18 protein-coding genes and 1 riboswitch are annotated in these 21,077 nt (G+C 70.9%); of the genes, 6 read left to right on the top strand and 12 right to left on the bottom strand.

Annotated elements, in window-relative coordinates:
- Positions 1-43 precede the first annotated feature (43 nt).
- Genes ABH941_RS26440 through ABH941_RS26425 form a run of 4 tightly spaced genes read right to left on the bottom strand, consistent with a single transcriptional unit; the run spans position 44 to position 5,357 of the window.
- A complete protein-coding gene (locus tag ABH941_RS26440; protein WP_370132005.1) occupies positions 44-1,732 on the bottom strand; it encodes a thiamine pyrophosphate-dependent enzyme in 1,689 nt (562 codons plus the stop codon).
- Positions 1,729-2,664, bottom strand: coding sequence for an amidohydrolase (locus ABH941_RS26435; RefSeq protein WP_370132004.1), 936 nt, complete (start codon positions 2,662-2,664; stop codon positions 1,729-1,731). The genes ABH941_RS26440 and ABH941_RS26435 overlap by 4 nt, the downstream gene beginning before the upstream one ends.
- Positions 2,665-2,720: 56 nt before the next feature.
- A complete protein-coding gene (gene lhgO / locus ABH941_RS26430) occupies positions 2,721-3,911 on the bottom strand; it encodes an L-2-hydroxyglutarate oxidase (protein WP_370132003.1) in 1,191 nt (396 codons plus the stop codon).
- 24 nt (positions 3,912-3,935) lie between these two features.
- On the bottom strand, positions 3,936-5,357 hold the full coding sequence (locus ABH941_RS26425) for an aldehyde dehydrogenase (protein WP_370132002.1): 1,422 nt from the start codon (positions 5,355-5,357) through the stop codon (positions 3,936-3,938).
- A 248-nt stretch (positions 5,358-5,605) separates the two neighbouring features.
- On the opposite strand from ABH941_RS26425, the gene ABH941_RS26420 reads away from it, so the two are divergent.
- The gene (locus ABH941_RS26420) at positions 5,606-5,899 is read left to right on the top strand and encodes a putative quinol monooxygenase (protein ID WP_370132001.1); all 294 of its coding nucleotides are present in this window, start codon (positions 5,606-5,608) and stop codon (positions 5,897-5,899) included.
- 37 nt (positions 5,900-5,936) lie between these two features.
- Here the strand turns inward: ABH941_RS26420 and ABH941_RS26415 are convergent, their stop codons facing one another.
- From ABH941_RS26415 to ABH941_RS26405, 3 genes are read right to left on the bottom strand one after another with little or no spacing between them, the layout of a single operon-like run.
- Positions 5,937-7,028: an ABC transporter permease gene (locus ABH941_RS26415; RefSeq protein WP_370132000.1), complete on the bottom strand. Its 1,092-nt coding sequence runs from the start codon at positions 7,026-7,028 to the stop codon at positions 5,937-5,939.
- Positions 7,028-8,623 (bottom strand): sugar ABC transporter ATP-binding protein, encoded by a 1,596-nt coding sequence (locus ABH941_RS26410; protein ID WP_370131999.1) that lies wholly within the window; start codon positions 8,621-8,623, stop codon positions 7,028-7,030. The genes ABH941_RS26415 and ABH941_RS26410 overlap by 1 nt, the downstream gene beginning before the upstream one ends.
- 12 nt (positions 8,624-8,635) lie before the next feature.
- Positions 8,636-9,817, bottom strand: coding sequence for a sugar ABC transporter substrate-binding protein (locus tag ABH941_RS26405; protein ID WP_370131998.1), 1,182 nt, complete (start codon positions 9,815-9,817; stop codon positions 8,636-8,638).
- A 558-nt stretch (positions 9,818-10,375) separates the two neighbouring features.
- Here ABH941_RS26405 and ABH941_RS26400 point away from each other — a divergent pair.
- Together ABH941_RS26400 and ABH941_RS26395 are read left to right on the top strand one after the other, a co-directional pair.
- Entirely contained in the window at positions 10,376-12,592 is a 2,217-nt protein-coding gene (locus ABH941_RS26400; RefSeq protein WP_370131997.1) for an MMPL family transporter, read from the top strand.
- Positions 12,593-12,675: 83 nt separating this feature from the next.
- A complete protein-coding gene (locus tag ABH941_RS26395) occupies positions 12,676-13,635 on the top strand; it encodes a N(4)-(beta-N-acetylglucosaminyl)-L-asparaginase (protein ID WP_370131996.1) in 960 nt (319 codons plus the stop codon).
- Between the two features lie 60 nt (positions 13,636-13,695).
- Here ABH941_RS26395 and ABH941_RS26390 read toward each other — a convergent pair whose 3' ends face one another.
- From ABH941_RS26390 to ABH941_RS26380, 3 genes are all read right to left on the bottom strand, one after another.
- Positions 13,696-14,511: a PhzF family phenazine biosynthesis protein gene (locus tag ABH941_RS26390; protein ID WP_370131995.1), complete on the bottom strand. Its 816-nt coding sequence runs from the start codon at positions 14,509-14,511 to the stop codon at positions 13,696-13,698.
- Between the two features lie 939 nt (positions 14,512-15,450).
- Positions 15,451-16,671 carry an LLM class flavin-dependent oxidoreductase gene (locus ABH941_RS26385; RefSeq protein ID WP_370131994.1) on the bottom strand — a complete coding sequence of 407 codons (1,221 nt, stop codon included), beginning with the start codon at positions 16,669-16,671 and terminating at the stop codon, positions 15,451-15,453.
- Between the two features lie 167 nt (positions 16,672-16,838).
- Positions 16,839-17,063, bottom strand: a complete 225-nt coding sequence (locus ABH941_RS26380; RefSeq protein WP_370131993.1) for a hypothetical protein — start codon at positions 17,061-17,063, stop codon at positions 16,839-16,841.
- A gap of 503 nt (positions 17,064-17,566) precedes the next feature.
- Positions 17,567-17,726: riboswitch (cyclic di-AMP (ydaO/yuaA leader) on the top strand.
- A 65-nt stretch (positions 17,727-17,791) separates the two neighbouring features.
- On the opposite strand from ABH941_RS26380, the gene ABH941_RS26375 reads away from it, so the two are divergent.
- Both ABH941_RS26375 and ABH941_RS26370 read left to right on the top strand, forming a co-directional pair.
- Positions 17,792-18,220, top strand: a complete 429-nt coding sequence (locus ABH941_RS26375) for a C40 family peptidase (protein WP_370132066.1) — start codon at positions 17,792-17,794, stop codon at positions 18,218-18,220.
- 67 nt (positions 18,221-18,287) lie between these two features.
- Entirely contained in the window at positions 18,288-18,950 is a 663-nt protein-coding gene (locus tag ABH941_RS26370; protein ID WP_370131992.1) for a DUF1275 family protein, read from the top strand.
- Between the two features lie 23 nt (positions 18,951-18,973).
- Here ABH941_RS26370 and ABH941_RS26365 read toward each other — a convergent pair whose 3' ends face one another.
- A complete protein-coding gene (locus tag ABH941_RS26365; RefSeq protein ID WP_370131991.1) occupies positions 18,974-20,245 on the bottom strand; it encodes an aminotransferase class I/II-fold pyridoxal phosphate-dependent enzyme in 1,272 nt (423 codons plus the stop codon).
- A gap of 137 nt (positions 20,246-20,382) precedes the next feature.
- Between ABH941_RS26365 and ABH941_RS26360 the strand changes: the two genes are divergently transcribed.
- Positions 20,383-20,814, top strand: coding sequence for a GNAT family N-acetyltransferase (locus ABH941_RS26360; RefSeq protein ID WP_370131990.1), 432 nt, complete (start codon positions 20,383-20,385; stop codon positions 20,812-20,814).
- A 46-nt stretch (positions 20,815-20,860) separates the two neighbouring features.
- Here the strand turns inward: ABH941_RS26360 and ABH941_RS26355 are convergent, their stop codons facing one another.
- Entirely contained in the window at positions 20,861-20,989 is a 129-nt protein-coding gene (locus ABH941_RS26355; RefSeq protein ID WP_370131989.1) for a hypothetical protein, read from the bottom strand.
- Positions 20,990-21,077 lie beyond the last annotated feature (88 nt).

The following is a 21,077-nucleotide window of genomic DNA, read 5'->3' as shown; positions in this document are numbered from 1 at the left end:
TGGGTCGGTGGTGGGGGTGGGCGATACGGGTGGAACCGCGGGTTCAGCGGGTGACGCGCACGTCCACCAGGGCGCTGACCCCGTTGCGGACACTGGCCAGGGCCTGCGCCAGACCGGCCTTGAGCTCCTCCGGCTCGGTGAGGCTCAGCCCGAGCACGCCCAGCGACTCGGCCACCTTGGCCAGTTCGGGCTGGCCGTCGAGGTCGACGCCGCGGAAGTCGTCCTCGCGCACCGCCACCCCGTCGGGGTAGAAGCGCAGGTGGTTGAGCTTCATCGAGCGGTACTGCCGGTTGTTGAAGACCACGATCAGGATCGGCAGGTCCAGGGTCCGCGCCGCCGACAGCGACTGGACGATCGGGTTGTAGAGCATCGCCCCGTCCCCGATGACCAGCGCCACCTCACGCCCGGGGTCGGCCATCTTGACCCCGAGCGCCACCCCGATGCCCTGGCCCAGGCCGCCCTGGACGTAGCTGTACCGGCCGGGGCGGTCGGCCTGCAGGCGCTGCTGCACGATCCGGGCGTGGGTGATGGTCTCGTCGACCACCGCCGCGTCCGGGTCCAGCAGTTCGCGCAGGCAGTCGACCACGTCGCCGGGGTCGATCCAGTGTTCCCCGGGCTGCCGGGGGGTCGTCGCGTTGCGGCGCGGCACGGTCAGTTCGGCCCGCCGGGCGGCCACCTTCTGCTCGTCCACGCCGGCCGCCCGGACAGCCCCGGTCAGGGCGCGCAGGGTGGGGCCGATGTCGCCCTCCAGGTACTGGTCCGCGCCCAGCACCTGGTAGTCGACGTAGGGCCGGTGCGGCACGTCGTCGATGACCAGGACGTCCGCGGCCACCGGCCGATCGCTCGGCGGGTACCAGGGCGCGCGGCAGCAGAGCAGCACCACCAGGTCGGCGTCGGCGACCGCGGCTGCGGTGTCGCCACCGCGGTGCAGCGGGTTGGTGCGCGGGAAGTTGGCGCACACCGCCGCCTGCGGCTCGATCACCGGGACGGCCAGCGTCTCGGCCAGTTCCAGCAGCGCCTCGAACCCGTCCGCGTGGCGCCCGGCCGACTCGGTGACGATCACCGGACGTTCGGCGGCGAGCAGCCGCCGGGCGGCCTGCTCCAGGTCGCCGACGGTGCTGACCCGTTGGCCGGCCTCCGGGATCGCGCGGCCGACCAGGGCGGAGGGGGTCCACTCGTCGAGCAGCACCTCCACCGGGATGTTCAGGTAGACCGGCCCCGCCGTGGGCCGGGCCGCGATCTCCGCCGCCCGGACCACCGAGCTGTACAGCGTGGACACGTCGCCCACCTGCGTGGACCACTTGGTCCACGGGTTGGCCACGGCCTGCGGGCCGCCCACGATCGACAGGTTGCGGTACCACTGCGACCCTGGGTCCTGCCCCCGGCCGTCCCCGTAGCCGGTGGACTCCGAGGAGGCCACCACCATCGGCACCCCGGCCAGCAGTGCGCCGTGGATCCCGCAGGCGCCCTGCAGCAGACCTGGCACCGCGTGCACCAGCACCAGCTGCGGCCGACGGGTCACCAGGCCGTAGCCGGTGGCCATGGCCACCGCGAGGGTCTCGTGCAGCAGGTCCACATAGCGCGGTCCCGTGGTCCCGTCCCGGTCCTGGCGCGCCAGCGCCTCCCAGACCGGGGCCCATTCCGACCCGGACGAGGCGAAGACCACGTCCACGCCCAGGCTCCGACAGGCGGCCAGCACAGCCTCGCCGCCGTCGAGGTGCTCATCGGTCATCGCGCCGCCTCCGCGGCCGCTGCCTCGACCGGCGCGTCGGCCGGCGCCTGGGCCGGCGCCTGGGCCGGCGCCTCGACCGGGATCGGCCAGCCGAGGACCTCGCTGATGCCCCGGCCCATGATCCACTCAAGCTGCTCCTCGGTGAAGCCGAAGTGCTCGGTGAACTGGTCGATGGTGTCCTTCCAGGTCAGACCGTGACCCATGAGACGGGTGATGTCGGTGCCCCAGAAGCAGCGCTCCTTGCCCATCTGGTCGACCATCGCGTGCACGTACTTGGCGATGTTCAGGTTGGGGAAGGGCTGGGTGGAGTAGCCGGGGATGGCCGAGACCTTGACGTAGATGTTGGGGTGCTTGTGCAGGTCCGCGGTCTCCTGGGCCCAGTAGCCGATGGCGTCGTCCACGCAGCGGGCCATGATGCCCATGTGGTCGATGATGATCTTCAGCTGGGGGTGCTTCGCCGCGATCGCGCCCAGCTCGGCCTTCCATACCGGCGCGTGCACCATCGTCGGCAGGCCCAGCTCCTCGGCCAGCGGCCAGTACCAGTCGTTGGTGCCGTCGATCATCCAGTTGCGGTCGATCGGCCGGTGGAAGGTCAGGCGGGTGCCCTTGACATGCGGGTTCTGGGCGAAGTCGCGCATCATCGCGGCGCCCTCGGCCGGCTTGTTCTGCGGGATCCGGGCCATGATGCCGAAGCGGTCCGGGTACGCCTCGCATGCCTCCAGGGAGTAGTCGATGCGGTCGCCCTCCCAGGACGGGGGAAGGATCAGCGCACGGTCCACGCCGGCCTCGTCCATCAGCCCGATGGCCTCCTCAAAGCTGAAGGCCTCCTCGCGGTGTCCGTTCAGCCGGATGCGCTCACGGGCACCGGGCACCCAGGGGCGGTCCGGGGTCTCTTCCTTCCAGACGTGGATCTGGGTGTCGACGATGAACATGCGGGTCCTCTTTCGTGGATGTCCGATTCAGTAATTCAGTAAAGGAGAAGAAAGCCTCAGAGCGTCCGAGCCAGGCGGTCGACCACGTGCTCGGCGATCGCCATGCAGGAGGTGGCGGCCGGCGAGGGTGCGTTGCGCACCGCGGTCACCGGTCCCACCGTGGAGATCCGGAAGTCGTCCACCAGTCGGCCGCGCTCGTCCAGGGCCTGTGCCCGGACCCCGGCCGGGGCCGGTACCAGGTCGTCCGGCCTCAGCTCCGGCACGTACCGCTGCGCGGCGGCGGTGAAGGCGCGTTTGGACAGCGAGCCGCGCATCTCGCGCAGCCCCATCCGCCAGTGCTCCTTCGCCAGCCGGCGGGTGCCCGGCCAGGCCAGCGCCCGGCCCAGCTCGCGCAGGTTGACGTCGCTGCGCCGGTAGCCCTCGCGGGCGAACGCGAAGACCGCGTTCGGGCCGACGTCCACGGTGCCGTCGACCCTGGGGGTGAGGTGCGTGCCGAGGAACGGGTACTCCGGGTCCGGCACCGGGTAGACCAGCCCGCGCACCAGGCCGGCCCGCTCCGGTCGGAGCCGGTAGTACTCGCCGCGGAAGGCGATGATCGCGGGTGACGGCTGGTCACCGGCCAGCCCGGCCACGGTGTCCGACTGCAGTCCGGCGCAGATCACCAGGCGGTCCAGCTCGAACTGCTGCTCCCCGCTGCGGACGGTGACGCCGTGACGGGGGTTCGGGGTGATCGCGGTGACCGGATGCCCGAGCAGCACCCGGCCGCCGGCCTCGGTGATCTCGTCCGCCATGGCCCGGGCGATCTGCCGGTAGTCCACGATCGCCGTCGTCGGCGAGTGCAGCGCGGCCAGCCCCTGGACGTTCGGCTCGATCTCGCGCAGCCGCGCGGGGTCCAGCCAGGTGACGCCGGGCACGCCGTTGGCCTCGGCCCGGGTCTCCAGGTCGCGCAGTCGCTCCACCTCCCCGTCCGAGTGCGCGACGATGACCTTGCCGATCTCCCGGTACTCCAGTTCGTGCTTCTCGCAGAACTCCTGAATCAGCGTCACCCCGCGTCGGCAGAGCACGGCCTTGAGCGAGCCGGGCGTGTAGTAGATCCCGGAGTGGACCACGCCGGAATTGTGTCCCGACTGGTGCAGCGAGACCTCCGCCTCCTTCTCGAAGACGACGACCTCATGGCCGCGCTGGGTCAGCAGCCGGGCGATGGCCAGGCCGACCAGTCCGGCCCCGACGACGCCGACAGGCCGCACCTGAGAAGCTTGGAGCGCCATCGCTCACACCCCCGTGTCGTAGCGGATGGCGACGGTCTTGACCCGGGTGTAGAAGCGCAGTGCCTCGCTGCCCTGCTCCTTGAAGGCGGAGCCGGAGTCGCCGAAGCCGCCGAAGGGCATGTGCACATCCCAGCCCATGGTCGGCAGGTTCACCGACACCTGACCGGTCCGGACACGGTCGCTGAACGCCTCCGCCTGCCGCAGGTCCCGGGTGAACACGGCCGAACTCAGCCCGTAGACGGAGTCGTTGACCGCCTCGACCGCGGCGTCGAACCCGTCCACCACCTGTACCGCGATCACCGGGCCGAAGACCTCCTCGCGCCAGATGTCCATCCCGCGGTCCACGCCGACCAGGACGGTGGGCCGGACGTAGCAGCCGTGGGCGTACTCCTCGCCCTCGGGCGCGGCTCCGCCGGCGGCGATGCCCGCGCCCTGGGCGGCGGCCCGCGCGATGTGCTGCAGCACGCTGTCCCGGTGCCCCGGGTCCGCCAGCGGGCCGATGACGGTGTCCTTGCCCTCCCCCGGGCCGACCCGCAGCGCCTCGGCCTGCGCCACCAGGCCGCTGACGACCTGTTCGGCGACGGCCCGGTCGACCACGACCCGGCTGGTGGCGGTGCAGCGCTGCCCGGTCTGGCCGAAGGCCGCCGAGGCGATGGTGCGGACGGCCAGGTCCAGGTCGGCGTCGGCGAGGACCGCGGAGGCGTTCTTGCCGCCCAGCTCCGTCTGCAGCCGGACGTTGCGCCCGGCCAGCCGACGCTGCAGGGACCGGCCGACCGGAGTGCTGCCGGTGAAGGAGACCGCGTCGATCCGGGGGTCGTCCAGCAGCGCCTCCTCGATCTGCCGGATACTGCCGACCGCCACTCCCAGCACACCGGCCGGCAGCCCGGAGTCGTGCAGCGCCCGGGCCAGGTGCAGTGACACCAGCGGGGTCTGCGTGGCCGGCTTGAGCACCACCGTGTTGCCCGCGATCAGCGCCGGGGCCAGCTTGCGGGCCGGGGTGAGCAGCGGGTCGTTCCAGGGGGTGACCAGCAGGACGACCCCGACCGGCTCACGGCGGACGCTGGTCCGGGTGCCCGGCCGCCCGTCGGCGAGCAGTTCGCCCCACGGCTGGCGGGCGAACCCGGCGTAGTAGTCGAAGAAGTCGGCGGCCTTCTCGACCTCCCCCTCGGCCTCGGCCCGGGTCTTGCCCATCTCCGCCACCAGGTCGGCGGCGATCTCCTCGCTCCGCTCGCGCAGCGTGCGGGCGCCCCGGCTCATCACCGCGGCGCGGTCCAGCGGGGACAGCGCGGCCCAGCCGGCGGCCGCCCCGGCGGCCTCGTCGTACAGCTCGGTCACCTCGGCGGCGGTCATCGCCGGGATCCGGGCGACCACCCGGCGGGTGTCGGCGGGATCGACGACGTCGAGCGTGCGCTCGCCCGTCGGCATCCGCCACTCCCCACCGACCAGCCGAGGCACTGATTTCACTGACATACGCGCCGAACCTTCTTCCGTTCAACCCCACCGAGTGATGCTGAGCATAGGAGCGAGAAAGCGTGTGCGGACCATGCGGATTTGCAAGCTTTGGTTGACCGTCCGGTCATGGTCGACAGCTTCGCGCGGGTGTCGGCGTCCGCCAGTATGGGCAGCGCTCCGCGCACCTCAGCGCACCTACCAACCCCGAGAAATGGATCGCCATGTCCTACGTTGTGATTGCCCGCTACCGCGCACAGCCGGGTTCCGAGAAGCAGGTCGGGGATTCCCTGCGGAACATGCTGGCCCCCAGCCGTGCGGAAAGCGGAAATCTTCGCTACGACGTCTACCGCGATCCCCAGGACAGCGCGGCTTTCGTCCTCTGCGAGGAGTACACGGACCAGGCCGCGTTCGAGGCGCACCTCGCTTCGGACCATTTCGACCGGTGGCTCCGCCAGGGAACCCTGCCACTCCTGGCGGAGCGTCACCGGCACGATCTGGTGCCGCTCGACGCGTAGCCGCACGCGGCCATAGGAGGCCGCACGCAGAACCCGGCTACGACCTTCGTCGGCGCAGCAGCGTCGACAGGGTCACCGCGACGACCAGGACGCCGCCGTAGAAGACCGGCGACACCCAGGCCTGCAGGCCCAGCAGTTGCAGCCCGAGGATGCCGGTCTCCAGGAAGTAGATCCCGATCAGGGTGCCGATGGGGTTGAAGGTTCCGGGCTCGATGATCGCGGTGCCGAGGAAGACCGCGGCGAAGGTCGGCAGCAGATAGCTGTCGGCCGTCGTCGGGTTGTACCCGCCCAGGGCGGCGACAGCGATCACGGCGCCGACTCCGCAGAGGAGCCCGGCCGCGACGAAGGAGCCGAAGCGGATCCGGTCGACCTTGACCCCGGAGAGCCGGCTGACCTCCCGGCTGGCTCCGACGAAGCGGATGTGGCGTCCCAGCGGGGAGAACGCCAGCAGGTAGGCGAAGCCCGCCACCAGCACCAGCCCGTAGTAGAAGGAGACCGGCAGGCCTCCCACCTCGTACAGCGCGATTCTGCCGAACCCGGCCGAGAGTCCGCTGACCGAATTGAGGTGGGACATCCACAGCGAGATGCCGCCGAGCAGGGTGCTCATCCCCAGCGTCACCACGATGGTGTTCACCTCGGCCACGACCACCAGCACACCGTTGACCGCGCCGATCGCCACCCCCGCCAGGACCGCGACGGCCGCCGCCGGCCACACCGCCCAGCCGTGGTCGACGACCAGCACCGGCAGCAGTGTCGCGGAGAAGCTGAACACCGCCGGGACCGAGAGGTCGACGAACTCCCCCACGCAGATGGTGCACAGCAGGGCCATGGTGAGGAACACCAGCGGCTGCTGCGAGCTGAAGATGGTCTGGAAGGTCGGTGTCCGCATGAACAGACCGGGCTCCGCCGCGGCGTAGACCGCGATCATGGCCGCCCAGACGGCGATCACCGCATAGCGCGCGGAGACGTTGCGGATCCGGGAGGCCAGACCGGGCACCGGCCTGCGGACCGGCGGTGGCGCCTGTTCGGGCAGGTCCGCCTGGAGTGCGGGCTGAGGTGTCGGCTCAGGCTCCTCCTGGCCCGGCGGGCTTTCGACGATGTCCTGCTTGTGCTGCTGGGCGGCGTCCATCAGCCAACCCACCCCTTTCCGTTCTCGGTAGCGCCGAACGTCGCTTGCACGATGGCGTCCTGGTCCAGTTCGCCGCTGAGTTCCTGGGCGACCCGGCCGTCCCGGAAGACCAGCACCCGGTCGCACAGCACGGCCAGGTCGACCGCGTCGACCGAGGCCAGCACGACCCCGCAGCCCTCCCTGGCCGCCTCCCGGATCGCGTCGATGATGTCGTGCCGGGCCCCGACGTCGACCGCCTGCGTGGGCTCGTGCAGCACCAGCAGCTTGGGCCTGCCGGCCAGCCACTTGCCCAGCAGCACCTTCTGCTGGTTGCCGCCGCTGAGCGTGGCGACCGGGGCCTTGGGGTCGGGCGGCCGGATGTCGAGCCGGGCGATCATCGCGGCGGTCTCCTCGGCCTGCCAGGCCGCGCCGATCCGCAGCGGGCCGCCGCGGCTGCGGACCCGCGGCAGGGTCAGATTGTCGGCTACCGACAACTCCCCGGCGAGCCCCTCCTCAAGACGCCTCTCGGGCACGAAGGCCACCCCCGCCGCGACGAACTCACTGGTCGAACCGCGTCTTTGACCCAGCGCCAGATCCTGCCCCTGGAGCGCGAGTTGACCGTCCTGGGCCCGCCGTGCGCCGCCGATGGCCTCGGCGGCCTCCTGGAAGCCCGAGCCGACCAGCCCGGTGAAGCCCACGATCTCGCCCCGCCTGATGTCCAGGTCCAGGCCGTCCACCGGACCTACGGACAGCCCCCGCACCGAGGCCAGCGCCTCCTCCTGGGCCTGGGTGACCACCCGGTCGTGGGTGACCAGATGGCGTCCGAGCATCATCCGGGTGAGCGCGGTCTCGTCGACCTCGCTGGTGGGGACGCCCGCCTCGATCACGGCGCCGTCGCGCAGCACCGTGACCCGGTCGGTCACCTCCACGATCTCCTCCAGCTGATGCGAGATCAGCAGCACCGAGGCCCCGCCCGCGATCAGCGACCTGACCAGGTCGAAGAACCGGGACCGGGCCGACCGGCCGAGCGCCCGGGTGGACTCGTCGAAGATGATCAGACCGCTGCCGGGACGGTGGTCCTGCATCGCCCGTGCGATGGCCACGGCCGCGCGGTCCTCCGCGGACAGCGCCCCGGCCCGCTCGCCGACGTCCATCGGACGGCCCAGCCTGACCAGGACCTCCTCGACCGCCCGCCGCTCCTCCTTCCGGTCGATCCGCCGGGACAGCCGGCCGGCCCGGTAGCGGCCCAGCCGCACGTTCTCCCAGATGGTCCGTTCGTCGACCAGCCCGAGGTTCTGGTGCACGACCGAGACTCCGGCCTCCCGCTGCTCCGCCAGCCGGACCGGCAGCGCCAGCGACCGCCCGTCCACCGTCAGCGACCCGCCCGGATCGGGCGTGTACACCCCGGTGAGGATCTTCACCAGGGTCGACTTCCCGCATCCGTTCTGACCCACCAGGCCGTGCAACTCGCCCGGGGCGACCTGCAGTCGGACGTCGCGGAGCACCCGCGCCGGCCCGAACGTCTTGGACAGCCCGGCGACCTCCAGCCGGTGGCGCCCCGGCTCGGGGCCGCCGGCCCGCGGGTCGGCGGCGGCAGCCGGCTCCATGCCCGTCATGCCCGTCACCCCCTAGCCCCAGAGCTTCGCGAAGGAGGTCTCGTACGAGGAGTCGCCGAACCACTCGCCCGAGGCCTGCGCGGCCGCGGTCACCTGCACGCTGCCGATGTTCTGCTTGGTGAACAACCGGGTCGGGAAGGTCTCGGTGACCGGACCGGACTTGGTCATCATCCGCAGGATCTCGTCGGTGAGCGCCCATCCGGCGTACGGCTGGTCCACCGCGACCACGGCCTTGACCACGGAGCTGCCCTTGAGCAGCCCCAGGCCGTTGACCGAACCGCCCGCGACCGACAGCGACATGGACGAGGCCCGTCCCGACTGCTGCAGGCCCTGGACGGTGTCCTGCAGGCTGTCCTCGAACTCGGTGTAGTAGTAGGTCGCGCCGGGATTGCTGAGCACGTTGGAGCTGGTCGCCGAGGCCAGTAGCGCGCTGGTGGTCGCGGTGATCTTCTTGACGGTGACCTTGCAGTCGGGGCAGTACTTCGAGTAGATCGCCTGCGAGTTGGTCACATACGCCCACGACGAGGTCGAGTCCGCCTCGGCCGCGATGATCTCGTCGCCCTTGCCCTTGGAGTCGGCGATCATCCACCAGGCGATCTGGGTCGGCTGGTCGATCGCGCCGGGGACGTAGGTCAGCGCGTTGTCGTTGACGGTGCCGGCCGGGGCGATCTGGTCCGCGATGATGATCGGGATGCCCTTGGACTTGGCGGCGTCCAGCGCGTTCTGCGCCATGCCGTACTCGATGGCGTCGGTGATGATCCCGGCCGCGCTGGCCCCCTCCGCCTGCTGCACGCAGGCCGCGACGGCGGACGGCTGGCCCTGGCCGTCGCACACCTGCAGCGACAGGCCGGCCTTGGCCAGCGCCGTCTTCATGGTCGCGGCGGTGACCACAAAGCCGGGGATCTGCTGCACCAGCGGTATGTAGTAGACGGTCCGGCCCTTGAACTTCGCCGTGCCCGAGACCGCCGCCGTCGGCACCGGGTAGGTCGAGGTCGTCGCCGAGTCCTTCGCCACCTGCTGCTCCGCCATGGCGAGGCCCTGGGCGACCGCGTCGCTCCCGCCGGAGGCGCCGCTGCTCCCGGAGGACCCACTGCCGGCGCCGCTACCGCCGCTGGATCCGCATCCCGCCAGTACCACCGAGGCGGCGACCAACGCCGAGCAGGCCATCAGCCGCCGCTTTCCGTAAAGTCTCACTAGACAAGCCTCCGCAGTTCCCGAACAGTTCCCGATCCGCGACCTTCGCGTGAACACTGGGTTTCTACTCCGTTGCTCGGGACACGGCGTGAAGCCTTAGCTTGTGGAATCAGCGGATACCGACCCGTTGCCCAGGTGGGCAGGGGTGCACCGGACCGCGGACCGCCATCCTGGAGCCGTTTCCTGACGCCTCTTTGAGCCGAAATCGGCAAGATCACCCCGGCGCAGCGAGATGCCGCCCAACCCTTGACAGACCCGGGCTGCCGTCAGTACAGGCAGACGTCGCGGACCCGCCCGGCAGGTGCGAAGACAGCCCCGGAGACCGATCCCGGCTACGCCATTCGGCCGACCATGACTGTCTATATCGGCGTAGACACTTCACTCAGTACGTATACGCCGCATCGGGCGCAGACCACCGCGGCGGCCGCCGCAGCCGTGTACCCCCGTTTGACCGCCCCGGCGTGCCCACCGGGTCTGCTGTCCCGAGGATGGGCCCAGGGCCTTTCCGATCTGACGACCCGCCGCCCGGGCCGACCGGCCGTACCACCGGAGGAACCGATGTCGACGTACCTGTTCCGGCTGTCCCGGTTCGCCTTCCGGCGCCGCCGACTGGTGCTGGCCCTGTGGCTGCTCGCCGCCGTCGGCGCGATCCTGCTGGGCCAGCTCAGCGGCGGTAAGACCAACGACAACTTCACCATCCCCGGCACCGAGTCCCAGCACGTCTCGGACCTGCTGAAGCAGAAGGTGCCGGTGCTGAGCGGGGGTCAGACCCAGGTCGTCTTCGCCGTGCCGGCCGGCGCGAAGATCACCGCCGAGCCCTACCAGACCGGTGTGCAGACCGCGCTCGCGAACCTGAAGAAGGTCCCGCAGGTGGTCTCGGTCTCCGACCCCTACACGGCGAACGCGGTCTCCCCGGACGGCCGGGTGGCCCTGGGCCAGGTGCAGTACTCGGTCGCACCGGCGCAGGTGAAGGACGCCTCCCTGGACGACGTGAAGACCGCGGTGAAACCGGCCCAGCAGGCCGGCGTCCAGGTGGAGTACTCCGGCAGCGTCTACCCCGGCTGGCGGCTCGTCCCCTCGGAGGCGCCCGAGCTGATCGGCCTGGTCGTCGCCTTCGTGATCCTGGTGATCACCTTCGGCGCGCTGGTCACCGCCGGGCTGCCGATCCTCACCGCGGTCATCGGCGTGGTGATCACCCTGATGGGCGTCACCGCGGTCGCCGCGGTGGTCAATATCGCCTCCGCGTCCACCACCGTCGCCATCATGCTCGGCCTGTCCTGCGGCATCGACTACGGCCTGTTCATCCTCTCCCGGCACCGCAACAACCTGCTCACCGGCCTCGGCGTGGAGGACTCCGCGGCGCTCGCCGCCGGCACCGCCGGCAGCTCCGTGGTCTTCGCCGCCCTCACCGTGATCATCGCCCTGTGCGGGCTGTCCGTGGTCGGCATCCCGTTCCTCACCGTGATGGGCCTGAGCGCCGCGGCCGCCGTGCTCATGGCGATGCTCATCGCGCTCACCCTGCTGCCCGCCATGCTCGGTTTCGCCGGACACAAGGTCACCAAGTTCATCAGCACCCCGCTGCGCCGCGGCCACCACGAGAGCGTCGCCACCATCGGCGCCACCGCCCCGCAGCGCACCTTCGGCGCCCGCTGGGCCCGCTTCGTGGTGCGCTTCCGGTTCCCGATGCTGATCGCCGGGGTGGCGTTCCTGGTCGTGCTCGCGGTGCCGTACTGGAGCATGCAGTTGGGGCTCCCCAGCGGTTCCTCCAAGCCCACCTCGGACACCTCGCGCAGAGCCTACGACCTGACCACGGCCAGCTTCGGAGCCGGCTTCAACGGCCCGCTGCTGGTCGTCGCGGACCCCATCTCCAGTAGCGCCGACGCCCAGCAGATCCTCGGCAACCTGGCGAAGGTCCCCGACGTGAACAGCACCAGCGTGGCGGTGCAGACCCCGACGACCGTCGTCTTCCGGCTGATCCCGAAGACCGGCCCCAACGACACCGCCACCGCCGACCTGGTGCACGGCATCCGCAACGACCGCGCCGCGATCGAGGGCACCACCGGCGCGACCGTCCTGGTCGGCGGCACCACCGCCTCGAACATCGACGTGTCCAGCAAGCTCAACAGCGCGCTGCCGGTCTTCCTGGTCGTCGTGGTCGGGCTCGCGTTCATCCTGCTGACCTTCGCGTTCCGCACCATCCTGGTCCCGATCAAGTCCATCATCGGCTTCCTGCTCTCGGTGCTGGCCGCGATCGGGGCCCAGGTGGCGATCTTCCAGTGGGGCTGGGGCCGCCACGTCTTCGGGATCACACCGAGCGAGACCATCAGCTTCCTGCCGATCCTGATGCTCGCGATCATCTTCGGCCTCTCCAGCGACTACGAGGTCTTCGTGGTCTCCCGGATCAAGGAGGAGTTCAGCAAGAGCGGGGACGCCCGCGGCGCCGTCGAGAGCGGCACCGGGCTGGCCGCGCGGGTGGTGACCGCCGCCGCGCTGATCATGTTCTTCATCTTCGTGGCCTTCATGTTCACCAACGACCCCACCATCAAGGCCATCGGCTTCAGCTTCGCCGCAGGCGTCCTGCTCGACGCCTTCGTCGTCCGGCTCACTCTGGTACCGGCGGTGATGGCGATCATCCGCTCCAAGCTCTGGTACCACCCGCAGTGGTTCGCCAAGTACGTCCCCGACCCGGACATCGAGGGCGACCGGCTCCAGGAGACGTTCCACCCCACCCCCGAAGCGCGACCGGCTCCGGACCCGGCTCCCCCGGTGGCCTGACGGGCTGGCAACGGGCAGGCAACCGGGGCGTGCGACAGTACCCGTGTTGATCCCGATCCACGCGCCATCAACCTGGAGACGCTGTGCGAAACGCGGTGCCCGAGGCCGTCATCATCGGAAGCGAACGCAGCGAGGTCGGCCTGCCGACCGGCATGGAGGTGCTCACCCGGGGCGGCTCCGCGCTGGACGCGGTCGAGGCCGCGATGCGCTGCTGCGAGGACAACCTCGCCGACCACTACGTGGGCACCGGCGGGCTGCCGAACGCCCAGGGAGAGGTCGAACTCGACGCCTCGGTGATGCTGGGGTCCAGCCGCAGGTTCGGCGCGGTGGGGGCACTACGCGGCTACCCCAACCCGATCTCGGTGGCCCGTGCCGTGCTGGAGGGGCTGCCGCAGCACTGCATGCTGGTCGGCGCCGGAGCAGCCCTGTTCGCCAAGGAGAACGGCTTCCGCCCGGCCGAGCTGCTCACCGACGAGTCCAAGGCGATGTGGCGGGAGCAGCTGCTGGACTCCGGCGAGTCAGTCGAGGGCGAGAACACCCCGGCGCTCGACGGCGACCAGCTGTACCGGCGCACGGCGCTGGACCTGGTCCGCCGGCTCGCGCCGCACGAGGGCCCCTGGGGCACCGTCAACATCATCGCCCTGGACGCGTCCGGCGAGCTGTGCGTGGGCGTCTCCACCTCCGGCTACCCCTTCAAGTACCCAGGCAGGGTGGGCGATTCGGCCGTCCCCGGCGCGGGCAACTGGTGCGACCTGCGGGCCGGCGGCGCGGCCTGCACCGGCCGCGGCGAGCTGAGCATGCGCGGCGGCACCGCCCGCACCGTCGTCGACCTCCTCGCCACCGGCGCCGACCCGTCCGAGGCCTGCCGCACGGCCCTCGCCGAGGCCGCCACCCTCCCCGACGACTTCCGCGCCGAACTCCGCGCCCTGGCCCTCACCCCCGACGGCCGCCACGGCGCCGCCGCCGGCCAGCCGGGCAGCACCTACGCCGTGATGACCGAACACACCGAGGGGCTGCGGCTGCACCCCAGGACGGTGGTGTGAGGTGGGCCCGGGGTGCCGGGGAACTCAGTATTCGCCCTTGATCACGAAGTAGGAGCCAGGTCAGGGCGCGGAGAACAGTTCGCCCTCGATGACCGTCACCGCGTCCCCGGTGAGCAGGGTGCGCTCGCCGCGTAGCGCCGTGCGGACCAGGCCCGAGCGGGCCGACGCCTGCAGTCCGGTCAGGTCGGGGCGCCCCAGACGGGCCGACCAGAACGGGGCCAGTGCCGTGTGCGCACTGCCGGTGACCGGGTCCTCGTCGATGCCGACGTTCGGGAAGAAGCAGCGCGAGACGAAGTCGTACCCGCGCCCCGGGTTCTCGGCCACAGCGGTGGCGATGACTCCCCGCCTGGACGCCTTGCCCAATGCGCGGAGGTCCGGGGTCAGGGCTCGTACCGCCTTCTCGTCCTCCAGCTCCACCAGCAGGTCGCCGACGTGGGCCGCAGTGCCGTGGACGGAGAGCACCCGGGCCCCGAGCGCCCGCGGGAGTTCCTCGGGCGTCTCCTGCGGGGTCAGTGTCGAGGTCGGGAAGTCCAGCGTGATGCTGCCGTCAGCGTTCGCCGTCGCCGTGAGCACGCCGCAGCGCGCCGCGAACCGTACGGTTCCGGTCGCGCTGCCCGTCTCGTGCAGGACGTGGGCCGTAGCGAGGGTGGCATGGCCGCACATGTCCACCTCCGTGGTGGGAGTGAACCAGCGCAACGCCCAGTCGGCCTCGCGCCCCGGCGGCAGCGGATGCGCGAACGCGGTCTCCGCATGGTTGATCTCCCGGGCCACCAGCTGCATCCAACCGTCCTCAGCGAAGTCCCGCAGCAGCACGACCCCTGCGGGATTGCCGGCGAACGGACGATCACTGAACGCGTCCACGATCCACATGCGCATGCACAGCACCCTAACCGCAAGGAGATCGTTTCCACCGGAAGGCCCGGCCCACTGGCCCGACGATACGGTCACCGACCGGCCGATGGGCGGGCGGCGGAACCGGCGCGGGCGGTGCCGTGCCGGGGGCGGCAGCTGTGGGTGGCTTACATGGCGGGTTCGTTGCCGCCCTCCGCCGTCCGTGGCTTGTTGCTGTTGCTCGGCTCCGCCTCGCGGCGCCAAGGGCGAGGAGGGGGGTGCGGGTTCTCGCCGTTGCCGGGCGGCGGAAACGGTAGGTGGCTTACATGGCGCCATCATTGCCGAGTGGCACGTCCGTGGCTTGTTGCTGTTGCTCGCTTCGCTCGCGGCGACAGGAGCGGGAGGGTTCGGGCGGCCCGCCGTTGCCGGGCGGCGGGCCGGTTGGAGGTGGGGCGTGCAGAAACGTTCCTTCCGTGGGGTTGGCTGGTTTGGGGTCACTCCCTATACATTCGGGTCACTCATCCGACGCCTTCTGCCCGCAATGTCCGGATTGGGCGTCGGGGGAGTGACCCAAAAGCATGGCCAGTGACCCGAAAAGCCCGACCCAAAGGGGAACCGGGGTCACTTTCGGGACAAGGTGTCACTTGATCATGCAGCAATGCCCCATTTGCCCCGGTCTAGGCGTACCAAAAGTGCCCCGGTGTCCCAAAAGTGACCCCGGTTCGCCCGAAGCCCTGCCACAGAACCGTTTCTGCACACCCCACCCACGACCCCAGCCCGGCAACGGCGCCCGGCCCCGACCCGGCTCCCCCGCTGCTGTTGGCCCGCGAGCGGAGCGAGCAACAGCAACAAGCCACGGGCGGGGGCGGGCGGCAACGGTGGCGCCATGTAAGCCACCTACAGCTGCCGCCGACCAGCGGAAACGCCCCGCCTCCCCCACCCCGCCAGGGCCGAGCCGCAGCTGTCAGCAGCTCACCCGCTCGCTCACTCAGGCAGCTGGATGATCGCCGCCGGAGGAAGCACGGTGTGCCGCAGGGACGGGTCGACCGGGTTGTTGTAGGGCGGGTATTTGGGGCCGGCGGCGCCGCGGCGGTAGACCGCGGTGGAGTGTTCCGGGGCGCTGTCGAAGTTCGGGATGACCTGCTCGCCGAAGAGCTCGATCATCTCCAGGCTCTCCTCGTGCGACAGCCCACCCGTGACGCCGAACACCAGCTGGTCGCAGCCGACCTGCTGGTACGCGGCCACCTGCTCGCACACCTCGTCGGGGGTCCCGCAGAGCAGGTAGCCGCCCGCGATCAGCTCGTCCAGGAACTCCTCACCGCCCAGCGCGCCGAGGTGGATCGGCGCGTCCGGCCAGGTGATGCCGTCCAGCGACTTGGGCATGGTGTCGTGGTACAGGTTGACCAGTGTCACCAGGTAGCCCAGGCCCGCCGACAGGGCTATCTCCCGGGCCCGTCGGCGGTCGCTCAGGCAGATCACGCCGTTGGTCATCATCACGTTGTTGTTCTGGTAGTCGCCGAGGATCTCGACCGGGTTCTCCGCGGCCTCCTTGTAGGCCTCGATCCGGCCCTTGAGGTTGTAGATCGGCTCGAAGTTGAAGGCGATGCCGCCGATGCCCAGCGATCCGGCCTTGGCGAAGGAGCCGGGGTTCCCGCAGGCCATCCAGATCGGCGGGTGCGAGTGGCCGTAGGGCTTGGGCAGGATGTTGTGCGGGGTGGGCACGGTGAAGTGCTCGCCCTGGAAGGAGTAGTCGTACTGCTCCCACATCCTGACGACCTCGCGGGAGACCTCGTCCCACTCGGCCCGGGTCGACTCGGTGTCCATGATCCCGAAGGTGGCCACCTCATGGCTGCCCGCGCCGCGTCCGGTGCCCCACTCGAAGCGGCCCTCGGTGATGTGGTCCAGCATCGCCGCGCGCTCGGCGTAGCGGACGGGATGCTCCTTGCGCGGCGAGAGGCTGTTGATGCCGGTGCCCAGGTGGATCTGCTCGGTCTTCGCGGCGACGTAGCCCATCGCCACCTCGGGGGCCGACATGTGGCTGTACTCGGTGAGGGTGTGGTGCTCGCCGAACCAGACGTACTTCCAGTTGTGCTTGTCCGCCTTGACGGCCAGGTCCAACTCCCGCTTGAGAGCGAGGTGCTCGGAAGGGCGGTCGTGCGCGGCCGGGCCGGGCACGAATCCATTCAGGAAGATGCCGAACTCCATCAGGGGCCTCCTGGGCGGTCAGATCCTGCGGCGGGAAAGGCGTCGGACGGTCCGGGCCGGCAACTCCATCTGACGGTCCGTCAGTTTCCTTCTGGCATAGCTATCACACCCCGGCCATCAGCCACAAGGCATCCAGCGCCGATCCGTTGCCCCGACCCACCCCCGACCTACCCGCGCGGCCAGACCCCGCCCCGCTCGGACCGGCCCTGCGGCGGAATCTCGGGGAACTCCGGATCGGGGAAGCGCAGCCGGCCCCACCATCGCAGCAGCGTCTCCAGAGGCTGCTCGTCGTCCATGGCCGGCTCCACGCCGGGCTCGGCGGCCGACCAGAAGCCCGCCTGTGCGACGAGGCGCTGGAGCGCCAGTTCAGCTTCTTGGTCACTCATTGTCATGGGCCGCTGATTCCCCCTGATTCACTGACGTAACATCATGAAACGGTCACAGAATCGTCCTGTTCACGTCGCGACACGCCGGGCCAGTCGCACTCTTTCGGGCCGACGACCCGGGCCGCGCGGACGGCGCAACCCTCGCCCAGGCCCCCATCGCCGAACGCCCGCCCCCGGAACTCGACTTCACTCGAACAGGTGTGGCCGGGACATCCGGCAATCGAGTGGCACCGCGACCCGAACCGTCCGCGTTCTGGCTGCTCACAGCCTGATACCGAAATGGGCAAAGAATATTTTTCCTGCCGGGCTGCATGAAGTCCGCAGCACCGCCATCACGATCACCCAGAGTCACCGCCAGCCGTGCTACTTCGCACCGCCGCTCGCGCCGGCCCGTCCGTCCACCGAGAAGACCGGATCCCAACGTCGCAATACTGACGGCTGACCGAACAAGTCCCCGCCGCCGTGGCGGGGCGGTCCGCCCGGACGCTCAGTCTCGCCGCCGGTCGGACGTCAGTTCCGCACCCACCCATCGGCGAGAGCGGGAGACCCGAGTACGGCGGGACGGCCTGAACAGGACCGTCCCTTGGGGTGCAGCCACTGCGGTGGCCGGGCAGCTTTCGGAGCCCGAACCCGACAGGACACCTTCCGTAGGCGGTTCCGGAGGAACCCGCGTGACCGAGTCCTCGAAGTCCTCGACAACCTCGAAAACCGCAGCGCGCCCTCATCCAGGGCGCATCCGAGCCGGCGTCGTCACCGTCGTGACCCTGTCGGTGCTCGCCACCGCCGGCCTGGCACCGCCGACCGCAGAAGCAACCACACTGCAGGCCAAGGCCCTGACCGTGGCCGCCTCCAAACAGGGCGCCCCCTACCGCTACGGGGCGGCCGGCCCCGACAGCTTCGACTGCTCGGGCCTGACCCTCTTCGCCTACCACCAGGCCGGCGCCCAACTGCCGCGCACCGCCCAGGCCCAGTACGACAACACCACCCACATCCCGAGCAGCGACCGGCTCCCCGGCGACCTGGTCTTCTTCCACGACGGCCGGCGCGTCTACCACGTGGCGATCTACGCCGGGAACAACCAGGTCTGGCACGCGCCCCACCCCGGTGCCGACGTCCGGCTGGAACACATCTGGACCGACGCCGTCTGGTACGGGCGCCTCTGAGCCGGTGCGACAGGCCGCCCCGGCCCGGCGGCCACCACCGGACGGCCCCTCGGGAAACAATGGCCCCATGAGTTCCACCGCCGCCATGCCTTCTGCCCAGCCCGCCCAGCCCACCACCCAGGACGAGCCGGTGCACCTGGTGCTCTCCGCCGCCTCCGGGGCCGCCGACGCCTTCGCGTTCCTCTGCCTGGGCAAGATCTTCGCCGGGGTGATGACCGGGAACCTGGTCCTGGTCGGAGCCTCGGTCGGGTCCGGTGACCACCGGGTCGTGCCCAGAGCCCTGGCGTCGCTGGCCGGGTACGGGTTCGGCGCCGCGGCGGCGGGCCGGGCCCGGCCCCGGGTGCCGGTGCGCGCCCTGCTGGCGGTCGGGACCGGGCTGCTCGCTGCCACCGCGGCGGCCTGGGCGCTGGGGTCCGGCCGGTCACTGCCGGCCCAGCTGGTGCTGATCGTCGCGGTGGCCCTGGCCATGGGCCTGCAGGCGCAGACCTGGGAGGTGCCCACGACCTACTTCACCGGCACCTACACCGGCCTGCTGGGCCGGGCCGGGCGGCGCGAGTTGCTCCGCCAGGACCGCTGGCCGGCCGTCCGCCTGGCGGCGGTGGTCGTCGGCGCCGCCGCCACCTCGCTGGTCGACTGGTGCTGCCCGGCCGCCGCCGGCACGGTCGCCGCGGCGCTCTCCGCGCTGGCGCTGCCCCGGGCCCATCCGCGGCAGCGCGGGGCCCCGCGCTGAGGCCGCCCCGGGTCCGGGGCCCGCTACACCGCCAACTGCTGCTCGTACCCGACCACCCGCACGCAGGCGGTCAGGCCGAGGATCGCCTGCTCCAGCTCCTCCAGGGTCGGGTAGCTGGGCGCGATCCGGATCACCGCGTCGCGCGGGTCGTCGCCGTACGGGTGGGTGGCGCCGGCCGGGGTGAGCACGATTCCGGCTCCGGCGGCGCGGCGGACGACCTCCTTCGCGCACCCCTCGGCGACCTCAAGACTGACGAAGTAACCGCCCTTGGGGGTCGTCCACGCAGCCAGGCCGGTGCTGCCCAGCTCGGCCTCCAGGATGCGCTGCACCGCCTCGAACTTCGGCTGCAGCAGGGCCCGCTGACGCTCCATGTGGGCCCGCACACCGTCCGCGTCGCGCAGGAACATCACATGCCGCAGCTGGTTGACCTTGTCGGGCCCGATGGACCGCTTGGCGTTGTTGCCCAGCAGCCACTGCACATTGGCGGCCGAGGAGCCGAAGAAGGCCACGCCCGCGCCGGCCACCGTGATCTTGGAGGTCGAGCCGAACACGAACACCCGGTCCGGGTTGCCCGCGGCCTCGCAGGCCGCGAGCAGGTCGGCGATCTCCACCAGCTCGTCGGTGAGGTGGTGGGCGGCGTAGGCGTTGTCCCAGAAGACCCGGAAGTCGGGGGCGGCGGTCTCCATCGCGGCCAGCCGGGCCACGGTCTCGTCGCTGTAGCAGGTCCCGTCCGGGTTGCTGTACTTCGGGACGCACCAGATGCCCTTGACCGACGCGTTCCCGGCGACCAGCGCCTCCACCACGTCCATGTCCGGCCCGGACTCCGTCATCGGCACCGGGACCATGTCGATGCCGAAGCGCTCGCAGAGCGCGAAGTGCCGGTCGTAGCCGGGGACCGGGCAGAGGAAGGTGATCGGCTCCTGGTCCACCCAGCGCGACTCGGCCCCGGGCACCTTGCTGAGCAGCGCGTGCACCAGGCAGTCGTGCATCAGCTCAAGGCTGGAGTTCCCCGCCGCGAGCAGCTGCGCCACCGGCACCTGCAGCACCTCGGCGAAGATCTCCCGGAGCTCGGCCAGCCCCTGCAGCCCGCCGTAGTTGCGCACATCGGTGCCGTCGGCGGAGGTGTGCCGGCCGCCGGGCAGACTCAGCAGGTCGTCGGAGAGGTCGAGCTGCGCCGGCGCCGGCTTGCCCCGGGTGAGGTCCAGCGACAGCCCACGGCCCGCCAGCGCCTCGTAGTCCTTGCGAGCACGGTCGAGGAGATCATCCAGGGTGGTGGAGCTCAACTCGGTGGTCATCGTTTTCCTCTCGCAGGGCCCGCACGCGCGCGGGTGACACCTGCCGAGCATACAAAGCAGCGGACGCGGCCGAACCGCAGGGCGTCCCGTCCAAAACCACTGGCTCCGCCACCAGCCCCTTTGCTTGGATTGCCGGCATGACCAACGACCTGCCCGACGGCTACGAGATCTCCACCGACCCCGAAAGGCTGGACCCCGGCCTGATCCATCGCTGGCTGTCGCAGGACGCCTACTGGGCTCTCGGCCGCGCCCGCGAGAAGCAGGACACCGCCATCGCGAACTCGCTCAACTTCGGCGTCTACGACCTCGCCTCGGACGCCCAGGTCGGCTACGCCCGCATCGTCACCGACCGCTCCACCTTCGCCTGGCTCTGCGACGTCTACATGGCCCGCGAGGTCCGTGGCAAGGGCCTGGGCACCGCACTGGTCGGCGCCGTCCGCGACGAGCTGGCCGCCTACGGCCTGCGCCGGATCATGCTGGCCACCGCGGACGCGCACGCCGTGTACGCCAAGGTCGGCTTCGCCCCGCTGGCCGCGCCGGAGAAGTGGATGGCGCTCGGCGAGCAGTGAGCGGGGCGGCGCGGGCGACGGCGCTCCGCATACCCGCAGCGCGGGGTCACCCGCTCTGCTTGCCCGTGATTCGGGTGCCCGCGGCGCGCGGGACGACGATGGTGCCGCTGCCCGGAGTGAGGCGGCGGAGCGGGGCCTCGCCGGGGCGCTTCGACGCTGCGTTGATGAGGATCATGGTGGGGCTCCCGTCAGCTGATGCGTTCTGGCTTCCGGTTTCGAGGCTATTCGCGGCGCTTGCGCGGGTGGTGTGGGTTCGGTCCCTT

It is taken from the genome of Streptacidiphilus sp. EB103A (genome assembly GCF_041261405.1).
Lineage (GTDB): Bacteria > Actinomycetota > Actinomycetes > Streptomycetales > Streptomycetaceae > Streptacidiphilus.
Note: the sequence above shows the minus strand (reverse complement) of the source record. Positions and strands in the feature narration are given on the sequence as shown.

Coding starts and splice junctions, on each gene's coding strand:
- ABH941_RS26420 (WP_370132001.1), top strand. CDS start 5,606: ATGTCCTACGTTGTGATTGCCCGCTACCGCGCACAGCCGGGTTCCGAG.
- ABH941_RS26440 (WP_370132005.1), bottom strand. CDS start 1,732: ATGACCGATGAGCACCTCGACGGCGGCGAGGCTGTGCTGGCCGCCTGT.
- ABH941_RS26410 (WP_370131999.1), bottom strand. CDS start 8,623: ATGACGGGCATGGAGCCGGCTGCCGCCGCCGACCCGCGGGCCGGCGGC.
- ABH941_RS26370 (WP_370131992.1), top strand. CDS start 18,288: ATGAGTTCCACCGCCGCCATGCCTTCTGCCCAGCCCGCCCAGCCCACC.
- ABH941_RS26425 (WP_370132002.1), bottom strand. CDS start 5,357: ATGCCGACGGGCGAGCGCACGCTCGACGTCGTCGATCCCGCCGACACC.
- ABH941_RS26390 (WP_370131995.1), bottom strand. CDS start 14,511: ATGCGCATGTGGATCGTGGACGCGTTCAGTGATCGTCCGTTCGCCGGC.
- ABH941_RS26360 (WP_370131990.1), top strand. CDS start 20,383: ATGACCAACGACCTGCCCGACGGCTACGAGATCTCCACCGACCCCGAA.
- ABH941_RS26365 (WP_370131991.1), bottom strand. CDS start 20,245: ATGACCACCGAGTTGAGCTCCACCACCCTGGATGATCTCCTCGACCGT.
- ABH941_RS26385 (WP_370131994.1), bottom strand. CDS start 16,671: ATGGAGTTCGGCATCTTCCTGAATGGATTCGTGCCCGGCCCGGCCGCG.
- ABH941_RS26400 (WP_370131997.1), top strand. CDS start 10,376: ATGTCGACGTACCTGTTCCGGCTGTCCCGGTTCGCCTTCCGGCGCCGC.
- ABH941_RS26355 (WP_370131989.1), bottom strand. CDS start 20,989: ATGATCCTCATCAACGCAGCGTCGAAGCGCCCCGGCGAGGCCCCGCTC.
- ABH941_RS26435 (WP_370132004.1), bottom strand. CDS start 2,664: ATGTTCATCGTCGACACCCAGATCCACGTCTGGAAGGAAGAGACCCCG.
- ABH941_RS26415 (WP_370132000.1), bottom strand. CDS start 7,028: ATGGACGCCGCCCAGCAGCACAAGCAGGACATCGTCGAAAGCCCGCCG.
- ABH941_RS26380 (WP_370131993.1), bottom strand. CDS start 17,063: ATGACAATGAGTGACCAAGAAGCTGAACTGGCGCTCCAGCGCCTCGTC.